Consider the following 17,303-nt stretch of genomic DNA (forward strand, 5'->3'; position numbering starts at 1 on the left):
CGGGGTGAAAAAGCGGTGCAGCCGACCGGTCACGCTACCCCAGTCCCGCCGCGAATGCAGCAATTCGCCATTCGGCGTGCCGTCGTCCCGCGATGGCCGCGTCGTGAGACTAGTCGTTGGCCGGTCCCATGAACTTTTTCCCGAACGCAGTCAGGCGCACATCCTTGCCGATGGTGTACTTCCGCGTCGTCGCGGGGCTGGCCCCGTCCGATTCGTCAACTTCAATGATGCCGTCGATGTCAGTGTAGTTCCAGCTTGCATTCACGCCCTTCTCGGTCGTGCTGGCTTCAAATTCGCAGCCGTTACACGAACGTTTGTCCGTCAGCGTAATGCGTTCGCCACCATCCTTGATGGTGCCGATGACATGTGCGTCCGCTGCTGTCATTCCAGCAGCCAGCAACAGACCAATAATCAATCGCTTCATTGCATTCCCCTCGTGTAGTCGTTGTCGAAAATCATCACAGCGCGGACAGGGCTTGGATTCGTGCGTCCGTCACGCGCACCAAGCAGGCCGCATCGTCACAGGCGTTGCGTTCCTTCAACCAGTCCCTTTGCTGTTGCTTCAGTGCTGCCGGATCGCTCGATTTCGCTATTGCCGTGCGGTAGACGTCGGCAAGTTGCTTATCTGCCGTCGCGGTTTCCGCGCTGGAACAGATCAGCTTCTCGATCTTCGAAGCAGCCTTGGTGCAGTCGAACGATGCGACGACTGAGGCTTGTGCGGGCTGTGCCGTTTCCAGTTGTGCCGTATTGTTGACCGGGGCCTGTGCACCATCCAGCGCGGGCGTTGCCGTTGCCGGAACATTCGACGCCACGGCCTGATCGCCAAGAATCGATGCAACGCTTTGCGTCATCGGGCACTGCTGGCCGAGGGACTGCACCAGCTTGTTGAGGTTGACGTAACGATTCGCAAACATGCCGCCTGCCTGCTGCGCGAAGCCGAATCGCCACATGTCCTTCTCGGGAACAACCTTTTCGAGTTCGCTGATCCGGCACGTGCATCGGTCAAGGTCGAACGTCTTGCTGCACGACTGGATCGCGTTGTCCTTGAATGTCTTGTCCCACGATGCCGCGTTGTTCGAACTCGCTGTAATATCGGCCCCGGACAGGGATAGCACCTCGTAGTACATCGCATCGGTCTTCAGCAGCTTATCGACTCGACGATCCTCTTCCGTGGTCAACGTGACAATCGGGCCGTTTTTCTGTTCGGCGGCATCCGAAGGCGTGGCAACCTGATACGTGATCGCCGCAGTGAACGTCGCATCCGACACCGGCGTATGGTTGCCAACCAGCATCACCGGGCCAAAGGTGTCCTGCTGCTGCGCACGTTCCAAGTCTTCTTTGGGGAAATCGATCACGAAGCTGGCCGCGCAATCGATGTTCTTGGACTCGTCATTTCGCGCCGTTTCCCGGATTGCATCAACGTGAAACTTGATCCGGTTATCGCGCAAGGCCCAGACCAGATCGGGAATGCCGGTCTTCATGAGCGGATCGGTGCCATACGCGTCTATGACGTATTGCTTCACGTTCGGCGCTGCACAGTCCAACTTGTTGCCGCTGCCGAATAGGCTGGCAAGACTGAAGGACGATCCGCTCGACGACTGATCGGTAGCCCCACCGCTGGTGTCGGCACCGCCGTGCGTCGCGACCAGCAGACCGAAGACGGCGGCGGCATAGGCAATGACGCATGCGAATGCGACCAGTAAGGGTTTCACCAGCGATTTCTTCGCATAGGTCTTGCCGAACTGTTCCCTCACATAGCTGACTTGCTTGCGCCCGGACAGGGCATACCAGACGACGAAGTAGACCAGTCCGCCGATATTGACGGCACCGCGAACGGCGTCTTTGTCGGGGCCAGCCTTGCCGACCAGGCCAATGGCAACAAAACCCATCGCAGCCAGGATCAGCAGGCTGACGTAAAACCATACCTTCGACGCGGCAGCGCGTTCCGGTTGGCCGAGAGTGCGCCAGTTCGACGCGTGAAGATAGCTACCGAACGCCGGGGTCAGCAGAACGCTGAGACTGGCAGCAGTCGCGGGATTCCAGATTCGTTGATTCTGGGTGTTTTGCATATGGAGACTCCCCGAAGGTTGTGTTTCTTCTGAATAGGCGCGTCCCGGTAAGCCCGCTCCACCACGAGGTAGAGCAGATCGCCGGCACAGAGGACCATGGTCCGTCGAATTGGGCGATGTTACCCCACACGATGACGGGATGCCAATTAGCACCCGTCAACACAAGGACCCGTCATTGATCGCACTCGGCGATGCGATTCGCCGCCGACGCGAAACGAAAGAACTCTCGCAAGAGCAACTGGCCTTACTCGCCGACGTTGATCGCAGCTATGTTGGTCGGGTTGAACGCGGCACGAACAATGCAGCCACGTTGACGCTTAAAAGACTGGCGAACGCCCTCGGCATAACGTTGGCTGAGTTGATTGCCGATGCAGGTTTATGAGACAACCGTTGCTTGGGTACCGACTGCTTCCCGTACTCGCATAATGGTCTGCCGACTGGTCTGCATCTCTCGCGCAATCTGCGCAACGGCGACACCGGCTTTCAGTTGAGCCACGACGGTCACGCGCTGCGCCTCAGTCAGCGCAGATGGACGCCCGAACGCCTTGCCTTCCGCCTTTGCCCGACGGAGACCAGACTGAGTACGTTCGATGAGAAGATCGCGTTCAAATTCTGCCACTGCGCTAATCACGCCCATCGTCATCTTCCCGGCTGCACTCGTCAGGTCTACACCGCCCAGGGCGAGACAGTGAACGCGGACGCCAATAGATGCCAGTCGTTCTACGGTAGCCCGTACATCCATAGCGTTTCTGCCAAGCCTGTCGAGTTTCGTGACGATCAGTACGTCACCGTCTTCCAGTCGATCCACCAGCTTGGAGAATGCCTTTCGCTCGAACGCCGGCACGGACCCGCTGGTCGTTTCGCTAATGACCCGCTGCTTCGCTACTGCAAAACCGGCTGCTTCGATTTCTTGTACTTGATTGTCCGTCGTCTGGTCGGCAGTTGATACCCGGCAGTACGCGAAGATTCTTGTCATTCACACCTCGACATGTACGAAATGGGAGTCCGAATAGTACGTCCTGTCCGATACGTATACAAGCTATTTTTCGGACATACTGGAATTGGGAGGTCCGGAACCGGTCGATTTCGGACACCATTACTTGACGATTGGTAGCGCGACGACCGAGCGTCGCGCGGAGCCTGCCCCGTTCTATGCGAGAGATAATCTCCCCCCCGCACACCCCCATCTAACGATATATGCACCGACCTCTTTCCATTCGCTCATAATTCGAGAAGGTATAGATGTGAGACTATGTTCATACTGCGCTCGGCGCTTCGCCTCATCCTCGTCGAATAGCGAAAGAACCTCTACAAGCGTCTTTTTTCCTATCGGCTCGTAGAGATTGCACGTATTCTTACACCTATGCCACTCACCCCAGTGCTTACAAACTTCATCCTTTTTTTCAAGCGAGTTAATATTTTCGATCCAATAACCACCCTTCGAGTCCGCAACTTTTAGGATACTGCATTTGAGTGGCCCTTTGAGCGGTGCATAAGCCCCCGCCGGAATTGAAGCCAGAGTTGAAGCGTCTTTGAACCATCGAACCCCTTCTACATTGACCCCTTTTTTCGCTTGTGCCTCATGAATAAGCGAAGGTGGGACAATATTCTCGATGGAGTAACACTCCAAAATCTTTACATCTGAAAATGGAGATATCGAATCTCTCTCGTGCTCAAAAATTGGAGCCGCAACGTTCGCTCCGAGTGCTGCTCCTGGATGATCCTTATCGCTATCCACAACACACAGAACAAATCGCCTCTTTTCGTCTTTTAGCTTTTTGTACTTCTTGGGCGTCTCACTACCGCCAGCTGCCTGAACATCAAAGGCTAATTTAAGTCCACCTGAAACACATCGTCTCGACTCAAGATATTCACCAATCAATTTAAAAAACTGACCATCACTCTCATTTTCCACCAACAAAACCGGATCATTGAACAAAGTATCTTTATTCAGCATCGAAAGTGGAACTCGCACCACAATTTGGCTACCAACTACTTGTTTCCGCCAGTCTCCATCAGAAACCACCTCGATGTAGCCAGGCACTGATTTGAACAACGCCCGCTTTCCACGTTGACGAGACTTTACCGACGATATGGTCTGCTTCGCTCGATCCGACAGCCCTGGGATAGACCACAGAGTGTCGAGAGTTTTCTCTGATGCGTAAATGATGTGACGCCCTCGACGCCGAGCCGAAAACAAATCCTCCACAAAATCTTGAAGCGCCCCCGGGTTTTTCTGAACAACAGCCTCAAGAGACTCAGTGAGATAGAATAACATGGCATCTCACTCCGCAGGATCGAAAAAGCCATACGGCCAATTTTCAAGATAACCTTCGGAATCGTATCTCGATTCACGCACCAATGTTTTCCCAGACACGCCAACCTTATCAAACAAATAAATCTTCACATCCTCTTGATTATAATCTCCTTTATCAATCGCGCGACCAAATCTGTTTATTAGCGTCTCGCTATGCGTCTCCAAGACAATTCGAAGATTAGATGGCAAATCCTCCTCATCCTTTGTGACGCTGATAAGCAAATCAGCCAACTTGGCCTGCATGCGCGGATGCAAATGGAGCTCCGGTTGCTCTATCGCGAAATAATGAGGAGCGTTCGCGCTAGTCTTTGTTCGTGACGCCTGCCAAAGTTGGGCAAGAATCGGCAAAACTTGTGAAAAACCAAAACCAGTGTCGGCCAGATTAGTGATTTTATTGCTTCCAGGATCGCTAATAACGACAGAAATATGCCCCTGACGCGCCATTGCCCTAACTTCAAAACCCATATGCTTCGCAGTCCAATGAGCAAATTCATTCGCCTCTTCGTCGGTAAGATTTGCCAAAAACATTGCAACATTCCGCCCTTGCGGATCAATCTCATCCACCGCCAACCCTTGAGTCCGATAATAACGCTCAGCCGTTGCGCGTAATGGCGTCACATAGTGAATGCGCTCCGCAATGATCGAAATATAATCCCCGGCCGCCTCCATAAGCTTATAAAATTCCTTGGCATACAAAAGAGTCACAATTGACTTTAGTTGCGGCGACTCTTTAGTCCACTGACCCACGCGATCTGCCCAGTATGTTCCGAGCGACAGCCCTTTCAATTGATCCAAGATGGCCGATGGCGAGCCTACACTGAGATCACGCAAGGACGAATATATCGCCGAAGAATCCTTTTTACCATGAACATAATCCCTCATCGCCGCACATATCTTTGAGTCAAAATAACTTCTCTCCAACTCCAAGTCACTCTTCAGCGTCACCGCTGGAAGTAAATTAAATTGCCTAAATAGCGCATACTCCCCAGCTGCAGCCGCCGTGAAATCCTGACCATTAACGACAAAGGATTTTATTTTTAAATCTTGATTTATAGTTAATGAAATTTTTTGATCATAAAGTCTGAAATCATACCCAGACAAATGCTTTCCACTTACCTCAGGATCAGGAGAAATTGAGACCCGAAAATGCATCGGCATCAAGATGCGTCTAGAAAACTTCATACCGCTATGAGGTCTGAACCTTATTCTTCTAAAAGGCGCACGAAATGCAAATTCGATGCTAATTGCCTCACCCGACGCATCCTGACTAAGAGCCTCCTCAAATGTACCAAAATCAACAAAAGGCCCAAACCACAAAATCCCCGACGTTGTCTTAACTTGCACACTTTGCTTCACAAGAGGGAAAACTCGGATAAATGTGCTTTTCCCCGAACTATTTTGCCCAACCAGAACATTGATCCGCCCAAATTTAAGCGCATCCGTATCACCGAGACTTCTCAGATTCCTTACTCGAATACTCTCCACAAGCCTTCCCCTAAATCCATTTAAAGCTATATAACAAAACCATCACTCGAAGTTTAACCACCATAACCGATCAATCCGCGAGCCATTTATGGAAACAACAAACTCGACCATTACAGTCCCGACGAGGCATCCCAGGACTCTTCACTCCAAAGATACATGAGCCACATCATAGTCAGACGGACAGATACTTGCATCTGTCCTGAGATAAATCGCTGTAATGAGATTCGTTCCGGTCCGCCAGCATGACAACCGTCTACATACGCTGACTAGGTACCCATCGCCCCATCCGACAGATACTCATCGCATATCACACGTATGCTGGTCAAGCTGAATCTCGATCTGATTCACCAGCACACCAGGAAATATTGTCCATCCTGCTACAGGTAAAGAAAATCCTTATACTGCCGATAATCAAACGTAGCAGCTACTGACACCGCCCTATCGCAGAGCGCCGCAGTTTTACTACGTCCGAATGGACAAGCACGGAGAATCCAAAAAAATGGCTATCACTTGCCCAAAATGTAACAGCCTGCAGATAGACAAGCGCAATTACGGAAAAAAAGCAGGCACTGCGGTTGGGGCGGGCGCAGGAGCAGTGGGAGGCTGGCTGGGCGCAGGCGAAGGAGCGGTGGCCGGTGCCGCAATCGGATCGGTCGTGCCTGTCGTCGGAACCCTGCTTGGCGGCATTGCAGGCGGTATTTTGGGTGCGCTAGGCGGTGCTGCCACGGGTGCGGTTGTCGGTTCAAAGGCCGGCGAGATGGTGGATTCGCATGTGCTTGCCAACTACAAATGCCTTGATTGCAGTTACACATTCAGCGAGTAAGCCCTCTTGAGCCGTCCGATTCGCTACGTCGTTGCGATCCGGCAGACGAAAAATACTGACGGAATGTTAGCGTCCGGCATTTCGAAGTCAGCCCGGCGGCCTCGATGCAGCCCCCCCCGTGATCTCCCGATCAGCTAAAACATGACCGACAAGACACTCGAACAGTTCGACCAAGCAATGCGCGGCATCTACGACGCCGCACGAAAACTGAAGCCGCCATACCACGCGACATACTTTCTGCGCATGGTGGGCGAACACGGCGGCAAGGAGACGGCGAACCGACTGCTGGCAACGAACAAGCCATCGGAAGGATTCACCGAACTCTTTCTCCGTGGACGGGAAAACCTTCGCCTGAGCGTCGAATATCTTGTCCTTCAGAAACCGTGGCGTGATCTGTTCACGCCCGAACAGCTTGCGGTCGCGAGGAAGCGATTGATGGCGGTTGAATGTCCTTTGCCTGCGGACGATCAAGGTTGACTTGACTTCGACTTGCACGGCGCGCATTTGGGCTTGGTTGTGTAGTCTGCGGCATACCCATGTGGGATAGTTGCTCAATGCGCCCCCGCCCTGCGGCACGACACCGCCGTTAGGATGCCGGTAGGGAGATAGGGGAGATAAAGGAGACAAAATCCGCTGATTAAAGACGAACATTTTCAAAACCTGTTTCCAAGTAACCGGTTTTATCTCCTTTATCTCCTTTATCTCCTCCTACTAGTCAGTTCAACCGCCCACGCGCCACATGCGTCCGTTCTTGTTGTCACTGACCACTTTCAGTTGCAGGCCGTCACAGAGGCGATTCCTCCGATTTGACAGCACCTTTCCGACGCTAGTTGCTGAAATCTTCGGGCTTGTCGAAACAGCAATCACAGCCTCATTCAACCTGCTGTCGTTCGATTCCGAATAAGTGGTGGCCCGCAAACAGGTAGATGCCACCTCGTTCGCGGTGAATACGCGATCCCCGAAGCAACCATGCAGTGCCAGAAGGAGATTCCGCAGGGATTCTTTTTGCGGGTCTTCCGCCTGATTCTTCTTCGTCAGGTCCATCACATCGCCAAACTGGCCGGGTGCAATGGTGTGGTTGATGAAGACGATTGTCTGCCGGACAAAATCGTCCCACTTTCTAAACGACCCCATTTCTCCGAGGGCCGGACGGCTCACCTTCGCAGACAGGTAGTACCGAATCAACGTCAGGGTCGCTGCAACCATCTTCTGTCGGTTCACCGAGCAGTATCTAAGCGGTTCCACACTGAAGGACCGGTCGAACGGTGTCTCGGACTGCGGATCAATCCGGCATGGCACGACGCGACGTGGCATATCACCAGCCAGCATCATGTTGTTGCCAGTCAACAGAACCATAGCATTCGTCGGAACACTCGGGGTTTCCGACTTCCCCAACTTGCGGTCCTGAAACATCTGGCTGGTGAGCAAACTTGCCAAGGCTGCACTGTCAAAGGTTCCAAGGATATTGTCCAACACGATTGCCCGCTGACCTGCCAACAAGGCCGAAAACAGTCTTTTCCGCATCTCAGCATCGTCATTGCCGGCGATATGCGGATAAACCACTGGCTCACTACCGGTCGCGAGAACAGCTACGCACTGCGCCAACAATGTTTTCCCACTACCTTGTACCGGTGCGTCATACCCAAACGCAGGTGCGGTCGGCAATGATGCGCGGACTGCCGCAGTCACCAGGGCAGCAAGATGGGCAGTCCGCGCAAGGTCGTCCACGAACGGAAAGTTCTTGAACGGGAACCACAGGGTATCGAGCGCCATGCGGGCTTGCGTCTCGGTCGGTGCGAATGGCACAGGGAATACATCGTCTTCATCGATGTCCAGATACAGCCCACTATCCCGGTCATATCCGGGTTTCGCCAGTACAGCGCCGTCTTCGCGAAGCGTTGGCGAAGTGATGATCGCGCGCAAAGGTTTGAGACCGCGTTCGCTGCCAAGGGCCATTATCGTTTTGCAGATAGACAACGGTGGGTCTTCCAATACCTCATAGGTCTGGCCGTCCGCCCCTGTTTTCTTGTGAAAAAACTGAACAACGCCAGCGGCCCAGTAGCGGAGGCTTGCCTCATTCAAGCTGACGGCCTTACCGTCGTTAACCTTCACGACAGCGGTTCCGAAATCGAAAATTTCGGGGCTTTCCCTCATCACTCGTAAGAGACTGTCTACCGCTTCCACTTCCCGACCAGCCACTCTTTCGATCTGCACCAAGTTGCGGCACAGCTTGAACGTCGCGCCCCCATGCGCGAAGCTGTGTATACGGGGCTGCCCAGAACAGTAAATCTTGCCTACGGCACGGCGACCGTCGTATTCCGGTTCCAGCGGGTCCAGTGTGAGACGATTGTCGTACTTCTCGGGGTTGTCGAGGATCGCATCCACCGTGACAAACGATTCACCGCCGTTGGTATCGATAACCACGATTTGCCAGTCACCCATCAACTGACGACGGTCAACGGCCAGATTGACGATAGTTGCAACTGATCGAGAAGTCAGTGATGGCCGCGACGCGGAAATGCTTTCGGTTCGGCTTCGAACCCACTCGCCGCGCTGGCGATCCGCCAAACCCGTCACCGCAGCCCTTGCAGTGGCCTTGTGGCGTTCAGCGGCAGCCACAATATCGCTCGACGGTTCAGGGACCGCACGACGGCTATCAACCGTGCGAAGCGCCTTTTCAAGGACGACTGGAATCCCACGACGTTGTTCCAGCGGCGAGTCGCACGATGCGCCTCCGGCGAAATCGATGCGGTTGGTCTGCCATACGCTGGCATCGAACATGCCACGTTCCAGCAAAAAGCCACCGGAAGACACCTCAAAGCGACCGTGTCCAGCGGCCCATAGGTGTGTCAGCAACGACTTTCCGGCACGAGGTATATCTGATGCATCGTCCAGGATGAAGTAGAGACGCTGGCCTTTGACGCCCACCAACTGTTCGCCCGTTTCGGCGTTGTAGATTTCCGACGAGGTACTGGGCCACCAAAGCACATCGGATTCGGCCAGCATTGGACAGACGGCGTGTACCGCCTCAATTAGTTCGTCTTCCGTCAATGCCGTCGAGTCATCTTTCGGCGCGTCATAGTCCAACATCAAGATTCCCCGACCGGACGGCCACGCGAACGCTTCGGCTGTACGAGGAACCGAGTCTTCCGGGCAGCCCGCCGCATACCACGACGACTTCGTCGTCAGACGCAGTTCGTCGCGAGGACCAACACCGTAGACGACACATTGATCGGGCGTCAGTCCGATCAGTAGGTCCGCGAAGTCACTAAGGTTGCCAAGACGACGCACGCTGAGATTTCCAGACCACACTTGCGCCGCAGTCTGCTTTTCCAGCTTACCGTCCGGGGAAAGACGAAATTTCTTGGTGACGGGCGCGCTCGCAGTCAAGACGGTGAGTGCAACCTCGCTTGTGGAAGCTTGATCACCAGAATCTGATGCGGCACTGTCGCTAGTTGAGGCTGCACGAATGTGCGAATCCAACTCTGTCGAACGATGTGCTTCGTTGACGCATCTGGCTTCGAAGGCAGTCGCTTCGATGACAGAAAGGTCGATTGAGCAATTTTCATCGCCCCAATCACCGAGATCGAAGGCGTGGATACTAATAGGATTGCTTACAAATTGTTGTGTTCCAGCGTGGTTTAACATGATGTCACTGCGCATACAGCGCATAGCTTTTGAGTCCGCACGCGACCGACAGCACCGTACCCGCGAGTTATCGCGTGGGCTGCGCTTCGGCCAGCGAACCGACCATTAGTTTGAATTTTGCCCGCAATCGACCCAATCCAGATGCGAATTGACTCGACGCATGTGGAATGCGCCGCGCTCGACTGCGTGCTGCTAGATAATCATATAGATACGGGACCGATACCGATCACCGTGAAGACGAGCGTTTGATGTTGAGTCAAACGTCTTTTGCTTGGCCCCTACTACGAAGCGTGTTTGACGCCACACAGCAAGCCTTACCAAGAAACAACATTATCGCACAACAAACGCAATGCCGTCAAATAAAACTGGTGCCTTCGTGTTTTCTGTGGTAACGCGCCAACATTCCGCGATCTAAGGGTTTGCTACCGCCAGCCCAGTCGCTCGCGAGATGCCGTACCTCCGCGTCGATAGTCTTGACGGCAGCAGACGTGTGTCCTACGTGCAGCCGCCAGGGCGGTACATCAGTGCGCGATAGCTTGTCGGGCGCTAGAATCTGACGTTGCGGAACACCGGTACTGAATCGCCGAATACCGATAATCGCTACGGGGAGCAACGCAGATGCTTTATTCAATCGACAGCGACAAGTACATCACCGACATTCCATATGAGAAGGACTTTCGTCGCTGGAAAAGTCGTCTCTCTCAGTCAGAATACGATGCCCTTGTTGCCGAACTGAACAACCGAATCGACGGCGGCCAGATTCACACATCCAGTTGGATACCGGGGAACGACTGGTCAGATACGGTCTACGATCCGATCTACCGGAAGGCTTGCGAATACGATGAAGTCGAATCGGGCAAGTGCTTTGGACTATTCGTCTGGGTCGTCCTTCAGCAGCATCAAGATGTCTGGGCGTTTGGGCGCTACCAGAAAGACGGCATTCAGATTCGCGGGTTGACCTACTTCAAGCTCGACAATCCGCCACCGCGTTGAACGCAGTTGAGAATGGATGCCCCCGATAGACCGCGTCAATGCATGGAACCGTTGGAGACCGGTAGTCGCGCCAATGCGCCGGCAATGGTGGGCGACTGTCGCCACTGTAGGCACGGGTCCACCAGCAACACCTACCCACCCGCACCGCACCATACCGACCAGTGTCAACGATGCGGTCCCGTGCCACCGGTACGACAGGTTGATAGGCGCGGTACCGACGCCATTGACCGTCTAGTAACAGCGTCGCCATAGAGGTAACGCCGTTACCCGGCACAGCGTAACGGTCACGGGTGACTGTACATTCCATTCCCGTTGTCACAACGGCAACCAGATCACCGTCAACGGTAGCACGGGCACTGGTTGCGGCCTCACCGTAACGGGTGACCGCGCATTGATTCTCGTCGCCGAACCGTGACCACACAACCTACAGTCGATCAAAGGTCTATGGTTGGCAACCACAACCACTGGCGACTACTGATCAACTGTAACAACCAGTGCTTCGGGTCCACCACGCGTGTAATGACTACCCTTAACCACTGAACACTGACCGGACCACTGCGACTGTTGCCCCTATAGTCGTTGCCAACAGGCATCGACGCCATTGAAACCCGCGTCTCGACAACAGTCGGCATCCACCATTGCAGATGTCAACCGTTGAGAACCAATCAGGCAGTCAATGCGTCTGGTTCGTCCTTAGCTTCCATCAACTGCCCTACAGTCGGACCAGGCTGCTGAATGTCCAGACGCGGCAGGGTCTTCACAATCTTCATCGTTTCCAGACTCACCGTGACGACCCGTTGAAACAGCTCCAATGGATAGCGCGGATTGTTCATTGTTTCGACCGCATAGTCGTTGGCGTCGTTGACGATGCCACTATCTTTGTCAATCTTGACGCACTGGCGTTCGACGACCCAATCCAATGCTGGTTTACCGTTGACCACGTATTCATAGGCTTCCAGCGGGATGCCCTTCAGCGTGATCTTGTCGTTGTAGATCAGCGTCGTGAGGTCTTTGTCCTTGCTCTTCTTGGGATACTTCATCTTCTCGACACGGTAGTCCGCATCCGTCAACAACGGTCCTTCGCCTTCGATCTGCAACGGGAACTTTTCTACCGTCTCGTAGTTGATGTGCAGGTCGGCGAGCTTTCGTCCAGCCTTCGAAAACGCCCAAAAGTCAGTGGCTGTCTTCACGCATGGGATGCGCGGCAACTCCTTCGACAGATTGTCGGCATAGCGTTCGCGGTAGTCAGGTGAATGCAACAAGCCATAGACGTAGTAGAAGATGTCTTCTTTGCTGATCTGTTCGCCGGGATATGCAACTTCGAAGTGCGCGAGTCCTTCGTCAGTTAGCGCATCTCGGCGTTTGCGCCTAGCGGCCTGATCGGGGTCAAACAATCCGGCTTGTAACTGCTCGTCGCCCACTTCGCCATTCGGTTCGTCGTAGAGATAGAGCGGGAAGCACTGAGCACCGCCATCAGGTTGAAGGGAGACGACCTTGTCCACCATTAGCGCAAACTGACCGGCATCGGCGAGATTGCCTTTAATCATGATGGCGCGATTCTCCGCCGTCGCGTCGGGAAAGATACGCGGCATCTGCAATACCATTTCATTGAAACGGCGGTTGAAATACAGCCATTGCTTGCTGAATGGCCGATACAGACTTGGTGTCAGGCATTCCGGTTCGAAGGCAAACCGTCGGTTCTTGACTAGTTCCTGCTTCAGGCCACGCGTCCAACTGATCCGAGAAGGATCATTGTCAATGAAGTCATCCACGCGCAACATCTGAGTCTTCGGGTCCAGCCGACCGAATTTGCTTGAAAACCTTAAAACTTCATGGTTGTAAGCGTCAATCATGCGTGACATGCTCGCTGTCACGCCGCTCTTGGAAGCGTTGTAGCACCATGCGTCACGGTTTGTAGAAACACCCAACGAGAAGTTTTCAAATAGCCTTGGCGCGTTGCTTCTCTTGTCGCCCAACACGATGTATTCGCCGAAACGGTCGTCTCGCTGGTTCAGCCAATCACCGTGTTGGTCAGGGACGATGTGTTGCCAGCCACCTACTTCCCCGATCCCTTGAATGCTTCTGAATGCACTTACCTTCTCCAATTTCTCTTCGCGGCTGAGATAGTCACCGATGTCGTGGAAGTAAATCTGACCATGCTGCACGGCATTCGGATTCTTGACCAGCACAGAAATCGCAATAGGAGCGCGACTGCCGCTTCCAAAAATCTTGCCACCTTCCTTTCGCGACTGTTCTCCCGCCGTGCGTTGATTGCCGCGCAGATGAAACACATAGATAGTCGAAAACTCTTCTGCCAGACATTGGCGAAGACCATCAGCAGTGTTGGCGTCGAGAAAGCCCGCATTGGTCACAAAGCCGATCACGCCACTGTTGCCGATGCGGTCACTGGCCCAGCGAATAGCGCGAATGTAGCTGTCGTACAACCCCTTGGACAGAGCGGCGCTTGACCGCTGCACGTAAGTTTCCGTGATTCGCTTGTCGAGATGCGGGTATGCGACATTCTGGTTGTTGTCATTCGCACTGGCTTGTCCTACCGAATACGGCGGATTCGCCATGATGACGCGAATGTCCAGCTTCTTCTGACGCTTTCGGCGGGCGCTGTTCTGCTCCAACAGCGCATCAACCATGTCTTCCGTCTCGTACATCTGAAACGTATCTGTAAGGCAAATGCCTTCGAACGGCTGGTACTTGCCGCCGACGATGCCGTGATACACCGCTTCTATGTTCACGGCTGCGATGTAGTAAGCCAGCAGCACGATCTCGTTCGCATGAATTTCATGCTTGTACTTGCGTGGCAGTTCTTCGGGCGTGATGTGGCCGCTTTGCAGAAGCCGTGTCACGAACGTGCCCGTACCAACAAAGGGATCGATAATGTGGACGCCCTTGCTACCCAAGGTCTGGCCGAACTCGGACTGCAACACATGGGCAACGCTATGAATGATGAAGTCCACGACTTCGACCGGCGTGTAGACGATCCCCAACCGCTCAGTCATCTTCGGGAAGGCATTGCGGAAGAACCTATCGTACAAATCGACGACGATCTTCTGCTTGCCCGCCGCGTTGTCGATGCCTTCCGCCCGGAGTTTCACACTCTCATAGAACCGTTCCAGCGTGTCGGCTTCCTTGTCCAGCCGATGTTCATCCAGCACATCCAACACATGCTGCATCGCCAGCGACATCGGGTTGTGCTTCGCAAAGCTGTAGTCCGCGAACAGGGCATCGAACACCGGCTTCGTGATGAGATGCTGCGCCAACATCTCGATGATTTCGCCATCGGTGATGCTGCCATTCAGGTCATCACGCAGTTCTGCGGCAAACTCGTTGAACGCGTCTCGTTCCTTCGCGTTGGCAGGGTTCTCGACGATGGCCGTAATACGGTCGATGTGAGTGCGAGCTATCTTCGCGATGTCGTTCGCCCAATCTTCCCAGTGGTGACGGTTGCCGACCTTCTGCACCAGTTTCGCGTAGATGGCCTTCTCGATCTCGCCGATCTCGAATTGCAGTTCGTGCTGTTCCTGCGCGGTGCGCTTCTTGACCGCTTCGCCAATGGTGAAGCCGCCCTTACCAGCGTCCTTGTTCTTCGTCCCGTTGGCTTTCTGCTGCTTCTTCTGAATCTTGTCAGTGATCGCGATGACTTCCATCTTGCTAGTGTTCGGCCCGTTCAATTCGAGCTTGTTCACCATTGCATCGAAGCGGTCGTCGTGCGACCGAAGCGCCTGTAAGACCTGCCAGACGACGGCGTAGGTCTTGTTATCATTCAGGGCTTCGTGTGGTTCGACGCCTGCCGGAATCACCACCGGCAAGACCACATAACCGCGCTTCTTCCCCGGTGCGTTGCGCATCACGCGACCGACCGACTGCACCACGTCAACCTGCGAGTTACGCGGCGTCAGGAACAGCACGGCATCCAGTGCCGGAACGTCCACACCTTCGGACAGGCAGCGAACGTTACTGAGAATGCGGCAAGTGTTTTCGGGCGTCTCGGCCTTCAGCCATGTCAGCTTCGCTTCCTTCTCGCTGGCATTCATGCCACCGTCAACGTGTTCAGCTTCGCAGTGAAGTCGGGCCGCCTGTTCGAATTCTTCCGTCTCTTCAGACTCCTGATACGCTTCAACGACCGCTTGGAACATCCCGGCGATCTGTTTCGAACTGACCTTGTGCGTCTTAGCCCCTTTCGAGACTTCGATGACCTGACAGAAGGCCACTGCACGACTCATAGGATCGCCGTCGCCAACCAAGTCGTCGGTCAATCCCTGCTTCGACAGGGCTTTCCAGCAGCCAACAATCTTGGCTGCGTCGTCAACCTTCAACTGGTTGTTCTCATCCCGCAGCAGGTCTTGCAGACGCCGGTTGACGTGCGTCTCTTCGACCGCCAGCACGATCACCTTGTAATCGACCAGCAACCCGCGTTTGACGGCTTCCGAGAACGTGATGACGAACAGTTCTTCGCCATACAGCGCCTTGTCGTCCATCGAACAAAGCGCAACGTTGTCACGTTCAGCCGTGGCCTTGGCCGAATCTCCGTAGATTCGCGGCGTCGCCGTCATGTACAGGCGCTTGGCAGCGCGGATGTAGTCGGCATCGTGAACCCGAACGAACGTGCTTTCGTCATCGTCGCCAAACGTTGCGCCCGTCGTGCGGTGCGCTTCGTCGCAGACGATCAGGTCGAAGTCGGCCATCCCGAACTGCTTCTGCGCACGGCTGATGACATCAATCGAGTGATAGGTCGAGAAGACGACGCTCATGTGCGACGCATCGTGCCGCTTCGCCATCTCTGCCGCCAGTCGGGCCGAATCCGTCGTGGCCGGATAGCGCAGTTCATGGACGAAGGTTTGCACCATGTCGTCTTCTTTCTTGCGTTTCTTGCCAACATCGCTATCCGAGCAAACCGCAAAACTATGAAGCGGCGTCCCGCTCTCCTGAGTCCATTCCGTCAAGGTCTGTGAAAGTAGCGACAGACTCGGTACAAGGAACAGCACTCGCTTGCCAGCACCGGCCAGCGTTTCTGCGATTTTCAAGCTGGTGAACGTCTTGCCGGTACCACAGGCCATGATCAACTTGCCCCGGTCGGCATCAGAAAGACCATGAACAACTGCATTCAGTGCGTTGGTCTGGTGTGGGCGCAGTTCCTTCTTCGCCTTGATGACCGGCGCAGCCTTGGGCTGGTACTGGCCCCACTCGATCTGGCTTTCTTCAAGAGCAGTCAGATCAATCTTGCTGACGGGCGGCTGCTGATCCAGCAAAGCGTCTTCGGCGTGTTCGCTCCAATGATTCGTCGTAGCGACAATGATTCGACGCGTGAACGGCTTCTTGCCTGATGCCGTGAAAAAGCTATCGATGTCGCTCTTCTGAACCTTGTGTTCGGGCGCAAACAGCTTGCATTGAATCGCATGGAATTCGTCCGTGCCACGCGTCTTCGCAACAAGGTCAATGCCGGTGTCCCGTTTGTCCAGCCCTTGCAGGTCAGCCCATTCCGCATAGGTCCACACGTCGCTGTACAAATCGCGGTACGTGGCCTCGTTCCGCAAATAGGTGACGATCAACTCTTCGAAGTAGGTCCCCTTCTCCCGTTCAGTCACGGCGGTTTGGCGGAAGGTGTCGAGAAGCATTTCGAGTGCGGTCATAGTGCTGAGGTGCTTGTTATTGTGACGATTAAGCCACGAAGCCGACATTATGCCGTTCAGCCAATCCCTCGACACCTGACGAAATCACGAAGCACGTGCCAGCAACGCGGACTGAATCTGATCCAGCGCGATACAACACGTCACCACGCTCCGGCGCACGTCCAACGATGCGCCGAATGATCGCGTCCGAAATATCCTGTCGTGCTACGACATGTACTTTCCCCCGAACGGTTCGATCGCGTAAACTCGCGACACAGTGCGGTCCGATTGTTGTCCCAAATCCGTCCCACTGCTGTCCCACTTTATCAACCGAGTGGGACAAG

Annotated in this window: 11 protein-coding genes; 4 read left to right on the forward strand and 7 right to left on the reverse strand. The window is 54.4% G+C overall.

Translation table 11 applies throughout. The features are described 5' to 3' along the window. Window positions 1-109: 109 nt before the first annotated feature. The gene (locus ACTJLD_RS24555) at window positions 110-424 is read right to left on the reverse strand and encodes a hypothetical protein (protein WP_219705643.1); all 315 of its coding nucleotides are present in this window, start codon (window positions 422-424) and stop codon (window positions 110-112) included. Window positions 425-458: 34 nt separating this feature from the next. After that, a complete protein-coding gene (locus ACTJLD_RS24560; RefSeq protein ID WP_219705641.1) occupies window positions 459-2,069 on the reverse strand; it encodes a lysozyme inhibitor LprI family protein in 1,611 nt (536 codons plus the stop codon). A gap of 139 nt (window positions 2,070-2,208) precedes the next feature. Here ACTJLD_RS24560 and ACTJLD_RS24565 point away from each other — a divergent pair, with 139 nt between their 5' ends. After that, window positions 2,209-2,451 carry a helix-turn-helix domain-containing protein gene (locus ACTJLD_RS24565; protein WP_219705639.1) on the forward strand — a complete coding sequence of 81 codons (243 nt, stop codon included), beginning with the start codon at window positions 2,209-2,211 and terminating at the stop codon, window positions 2,449-2,451. Here the strand turns inward: ACTJLD_RS24565 and ACTJLD_RS24570 are convergent. The 3 genes from ACTJLD_RS24570 to ACTJLD_RS24580 form a co-directional block, all read right to left on the reverse strand. Beyond that, window positions 2,446-3,045 carry a recombinase family protein gene (locus ACTJLD_RS24570; protein WP_219705637.1) on the reverse strand — a complete coding sequence of 200 codons (600 nt, stop codon included), beginning with the start codon at window positions 3,043-3,045 and terminating at the stop codon, window positions 2,446-2,448. The two genes, ACTJLD_RS24565 and ACTJLD_RS24570, sit on opposite strands and share 6 nt — an antisense overlap. Window positions 3,046-3,219: 174 nt before the next feature. Next, window positions 3,220-4,347 carry a hypothetical protein gene (locus ACTJLD_RS24575; RefSeq protein ID WP_219705635.1) on the reverse strand — a complete coding sequence of 376 codons (1,128 nt, stop codon included), beginning with the start codon at window positions 4,345-4,347 and terminating at the stop codon, window positions 3,220-3,222. 6 nt (window positions 4,348-4,353) lie between these two features. Further along, window positions 4,354-5,871, reverse strand: coding sequence for an AAA family ATPase (locus ACTJLD_RS24580; RefSeq protein WP_219705633.1), 1,518 nt, complete (start codon window positions 5,869-5,871; stop codon window positions 4,354-4,356). A 472-nt stretch (window positions 5,872-6,343) separates the two neighbouring features. Here ACTJLD_RS24580 and ACTJLD_RS24585 point away from each other — a divergent pair, with 472 nt between their 5' ends. Then, window positions 6,344-6,694, forward strand: a complete 351-nt coding sequence (locus ACTJLD_RS24585) for a hypothetical protein (protein WP_219705631.1) — start codon at window positions 6,344-6,346, stop codon at window positions 6,692-6,694. 141 nt (window positions 6,695-6,835) lie between these two features. After that, window positions 6,836-7,171, forward strand: a complete 336-nt coding sequence (locus ACTJLD_RS24590) for a hypothetical protein (protein WP_219705629.1) — start codon at window positions 6,836-6,838, stop codon at window positions 7,169-7,171. 243 nt (window positions 7,172-7,414) lie between these two features. On the opposite strand, the gene ACTJLD_RS24595 is transcribed toward ACTJLD_RS24590, so the two are convergent. Beyond that, window positions 7,415-10,342 (reverse strand): hypothetical protein, encoded by a 2,928-nt coding sequence (locus tag ACTJLD_RS24595; protein WP_219705627.1) that lies wholly within the window; start codon window positions 10,340-10,342, stop codon window positions 7,415-7,417. A gap of 618 nt (window positions 10,343-10,960) precedes the next feature. Here ACTJLD_RS24595 and ACTJLD_RS24600 point away from each other — a divergent pair. Next, the gene (locus ACTJLD_RS24600; protein WP_219705625.1) at window positions 10,961-11,335 is read left to right on the forward strand and encodes a hypothetical protein; all 375 of its coding nucleotides are present in this window, start codon (window positions 10,961-10,963) and stop codon (window positions 11,333-11,335) included. Between the two features lie 665 nt (window positions 11,336-12,000). Here the strand turns inward: ACTJLD_RS24600 and ACTJLD_RS24605 are convergent. Further along, window positions 12,001-16,980, reverse strand: a complete 4,980-nt coding sequence (locus ACTJLD_RS24605) for a DEAD/DEAH box helicase (protein WP_219705624.1) — start codon at window positions 16,978-16,980, stop codon at window positions 12,001-12,003. Between the last annotated feature and the right edge of the window lie 323 nt (window positions 16,981-17,303).

The sequence above is a fragment of the Burkholderia sp. 22088 genome, from assembly GCF_052045915.1.
Classification (GTDB): Bacteria; Pseudomonadota; Gammaproteobacteria; order Burkholderiales; family Burkholderiaceae; genus Burkholderia; species Burkholderia cepacia.

What these genes read in the sequence shown, in the direction of transcription:
- ACTJLD_RS24555 (WP_219705643.1), bottom strand. Translation starts at nt 424, where the DNA reads ATGAAGCGATTGATTATTGGTCTGTTGCTGGCTGCTGGAATGACAGCA.
- ACTJLD_RS24560 (WP_219705641.1), bottom strand. Translation starts at nt 2,069, where the DNA reads ATGCAAAACACCCAGAATCAACGAATCTGGAATCCCGCGACTGCTGCC.
- ACTJLD_RS24565 (WP_219705639.1), top strand. Translation starts at nt 2,209, where the DNA reads ATGCCAATTAGCACCCGTCAACACAAGGACCCGTCATTGATCGCACTC.
- ACTJLD_RS24570 (WP_219705637.1), bottom strand. Translation starts at nt 3,045, where the DNA reads ATGACAAGAATCTTCGCGTACTGCCGGGTATCAACTGCCGACCAGACG.
- ACTJLD_RS24575 (WP_219705635.1), bottom strand. Translation starts at nt 4,347, where the DNA reads ATGTTATTCTATCTCACTGAGTCTCTTGAGGCTGTTGTTCAGAAAAAC.
- ACTJLD_RS24585 (WP_219705631.1), top strand. Translation starts at nt 6,344, where the DNA reads ATGGACAAGCACGGAGAATCCAAAAAAATGGCTATCACTTGCCCAAAA.
- ACTJLD_RS24590 (WP_219705629.1), top strand. Translation starts at nt 6,836, where the DNA reads ATGACCGACAAGACACTCGAACAGTTCGACCAAGCAATGCGCGGCATC.
- ACTJLD_RS24595 (WP_219705627.1), bottom strand. Translation starts at nt 10,342, where the DNA reads ATGTTAAACCACGCTGGAACACAACAATTTGTAAGCAATCCTATTAGT.
- ACTJLD_RS24600 (WP_219705625.1), top strand. Translation starts at nt 10,961, where the DNA reads ATGCTTTATTCAATCGACAGCGACAAGTACATCACCGACATTCCATAT.
- ACTJLD_RS24605 (WP_219705624.1), bottom strand. Translation starts at nt 16,980, where the DNA reads ATGACCGCACTCGAAATGCTTCTCGACACCTTCCGCCAAACCGCCGTG.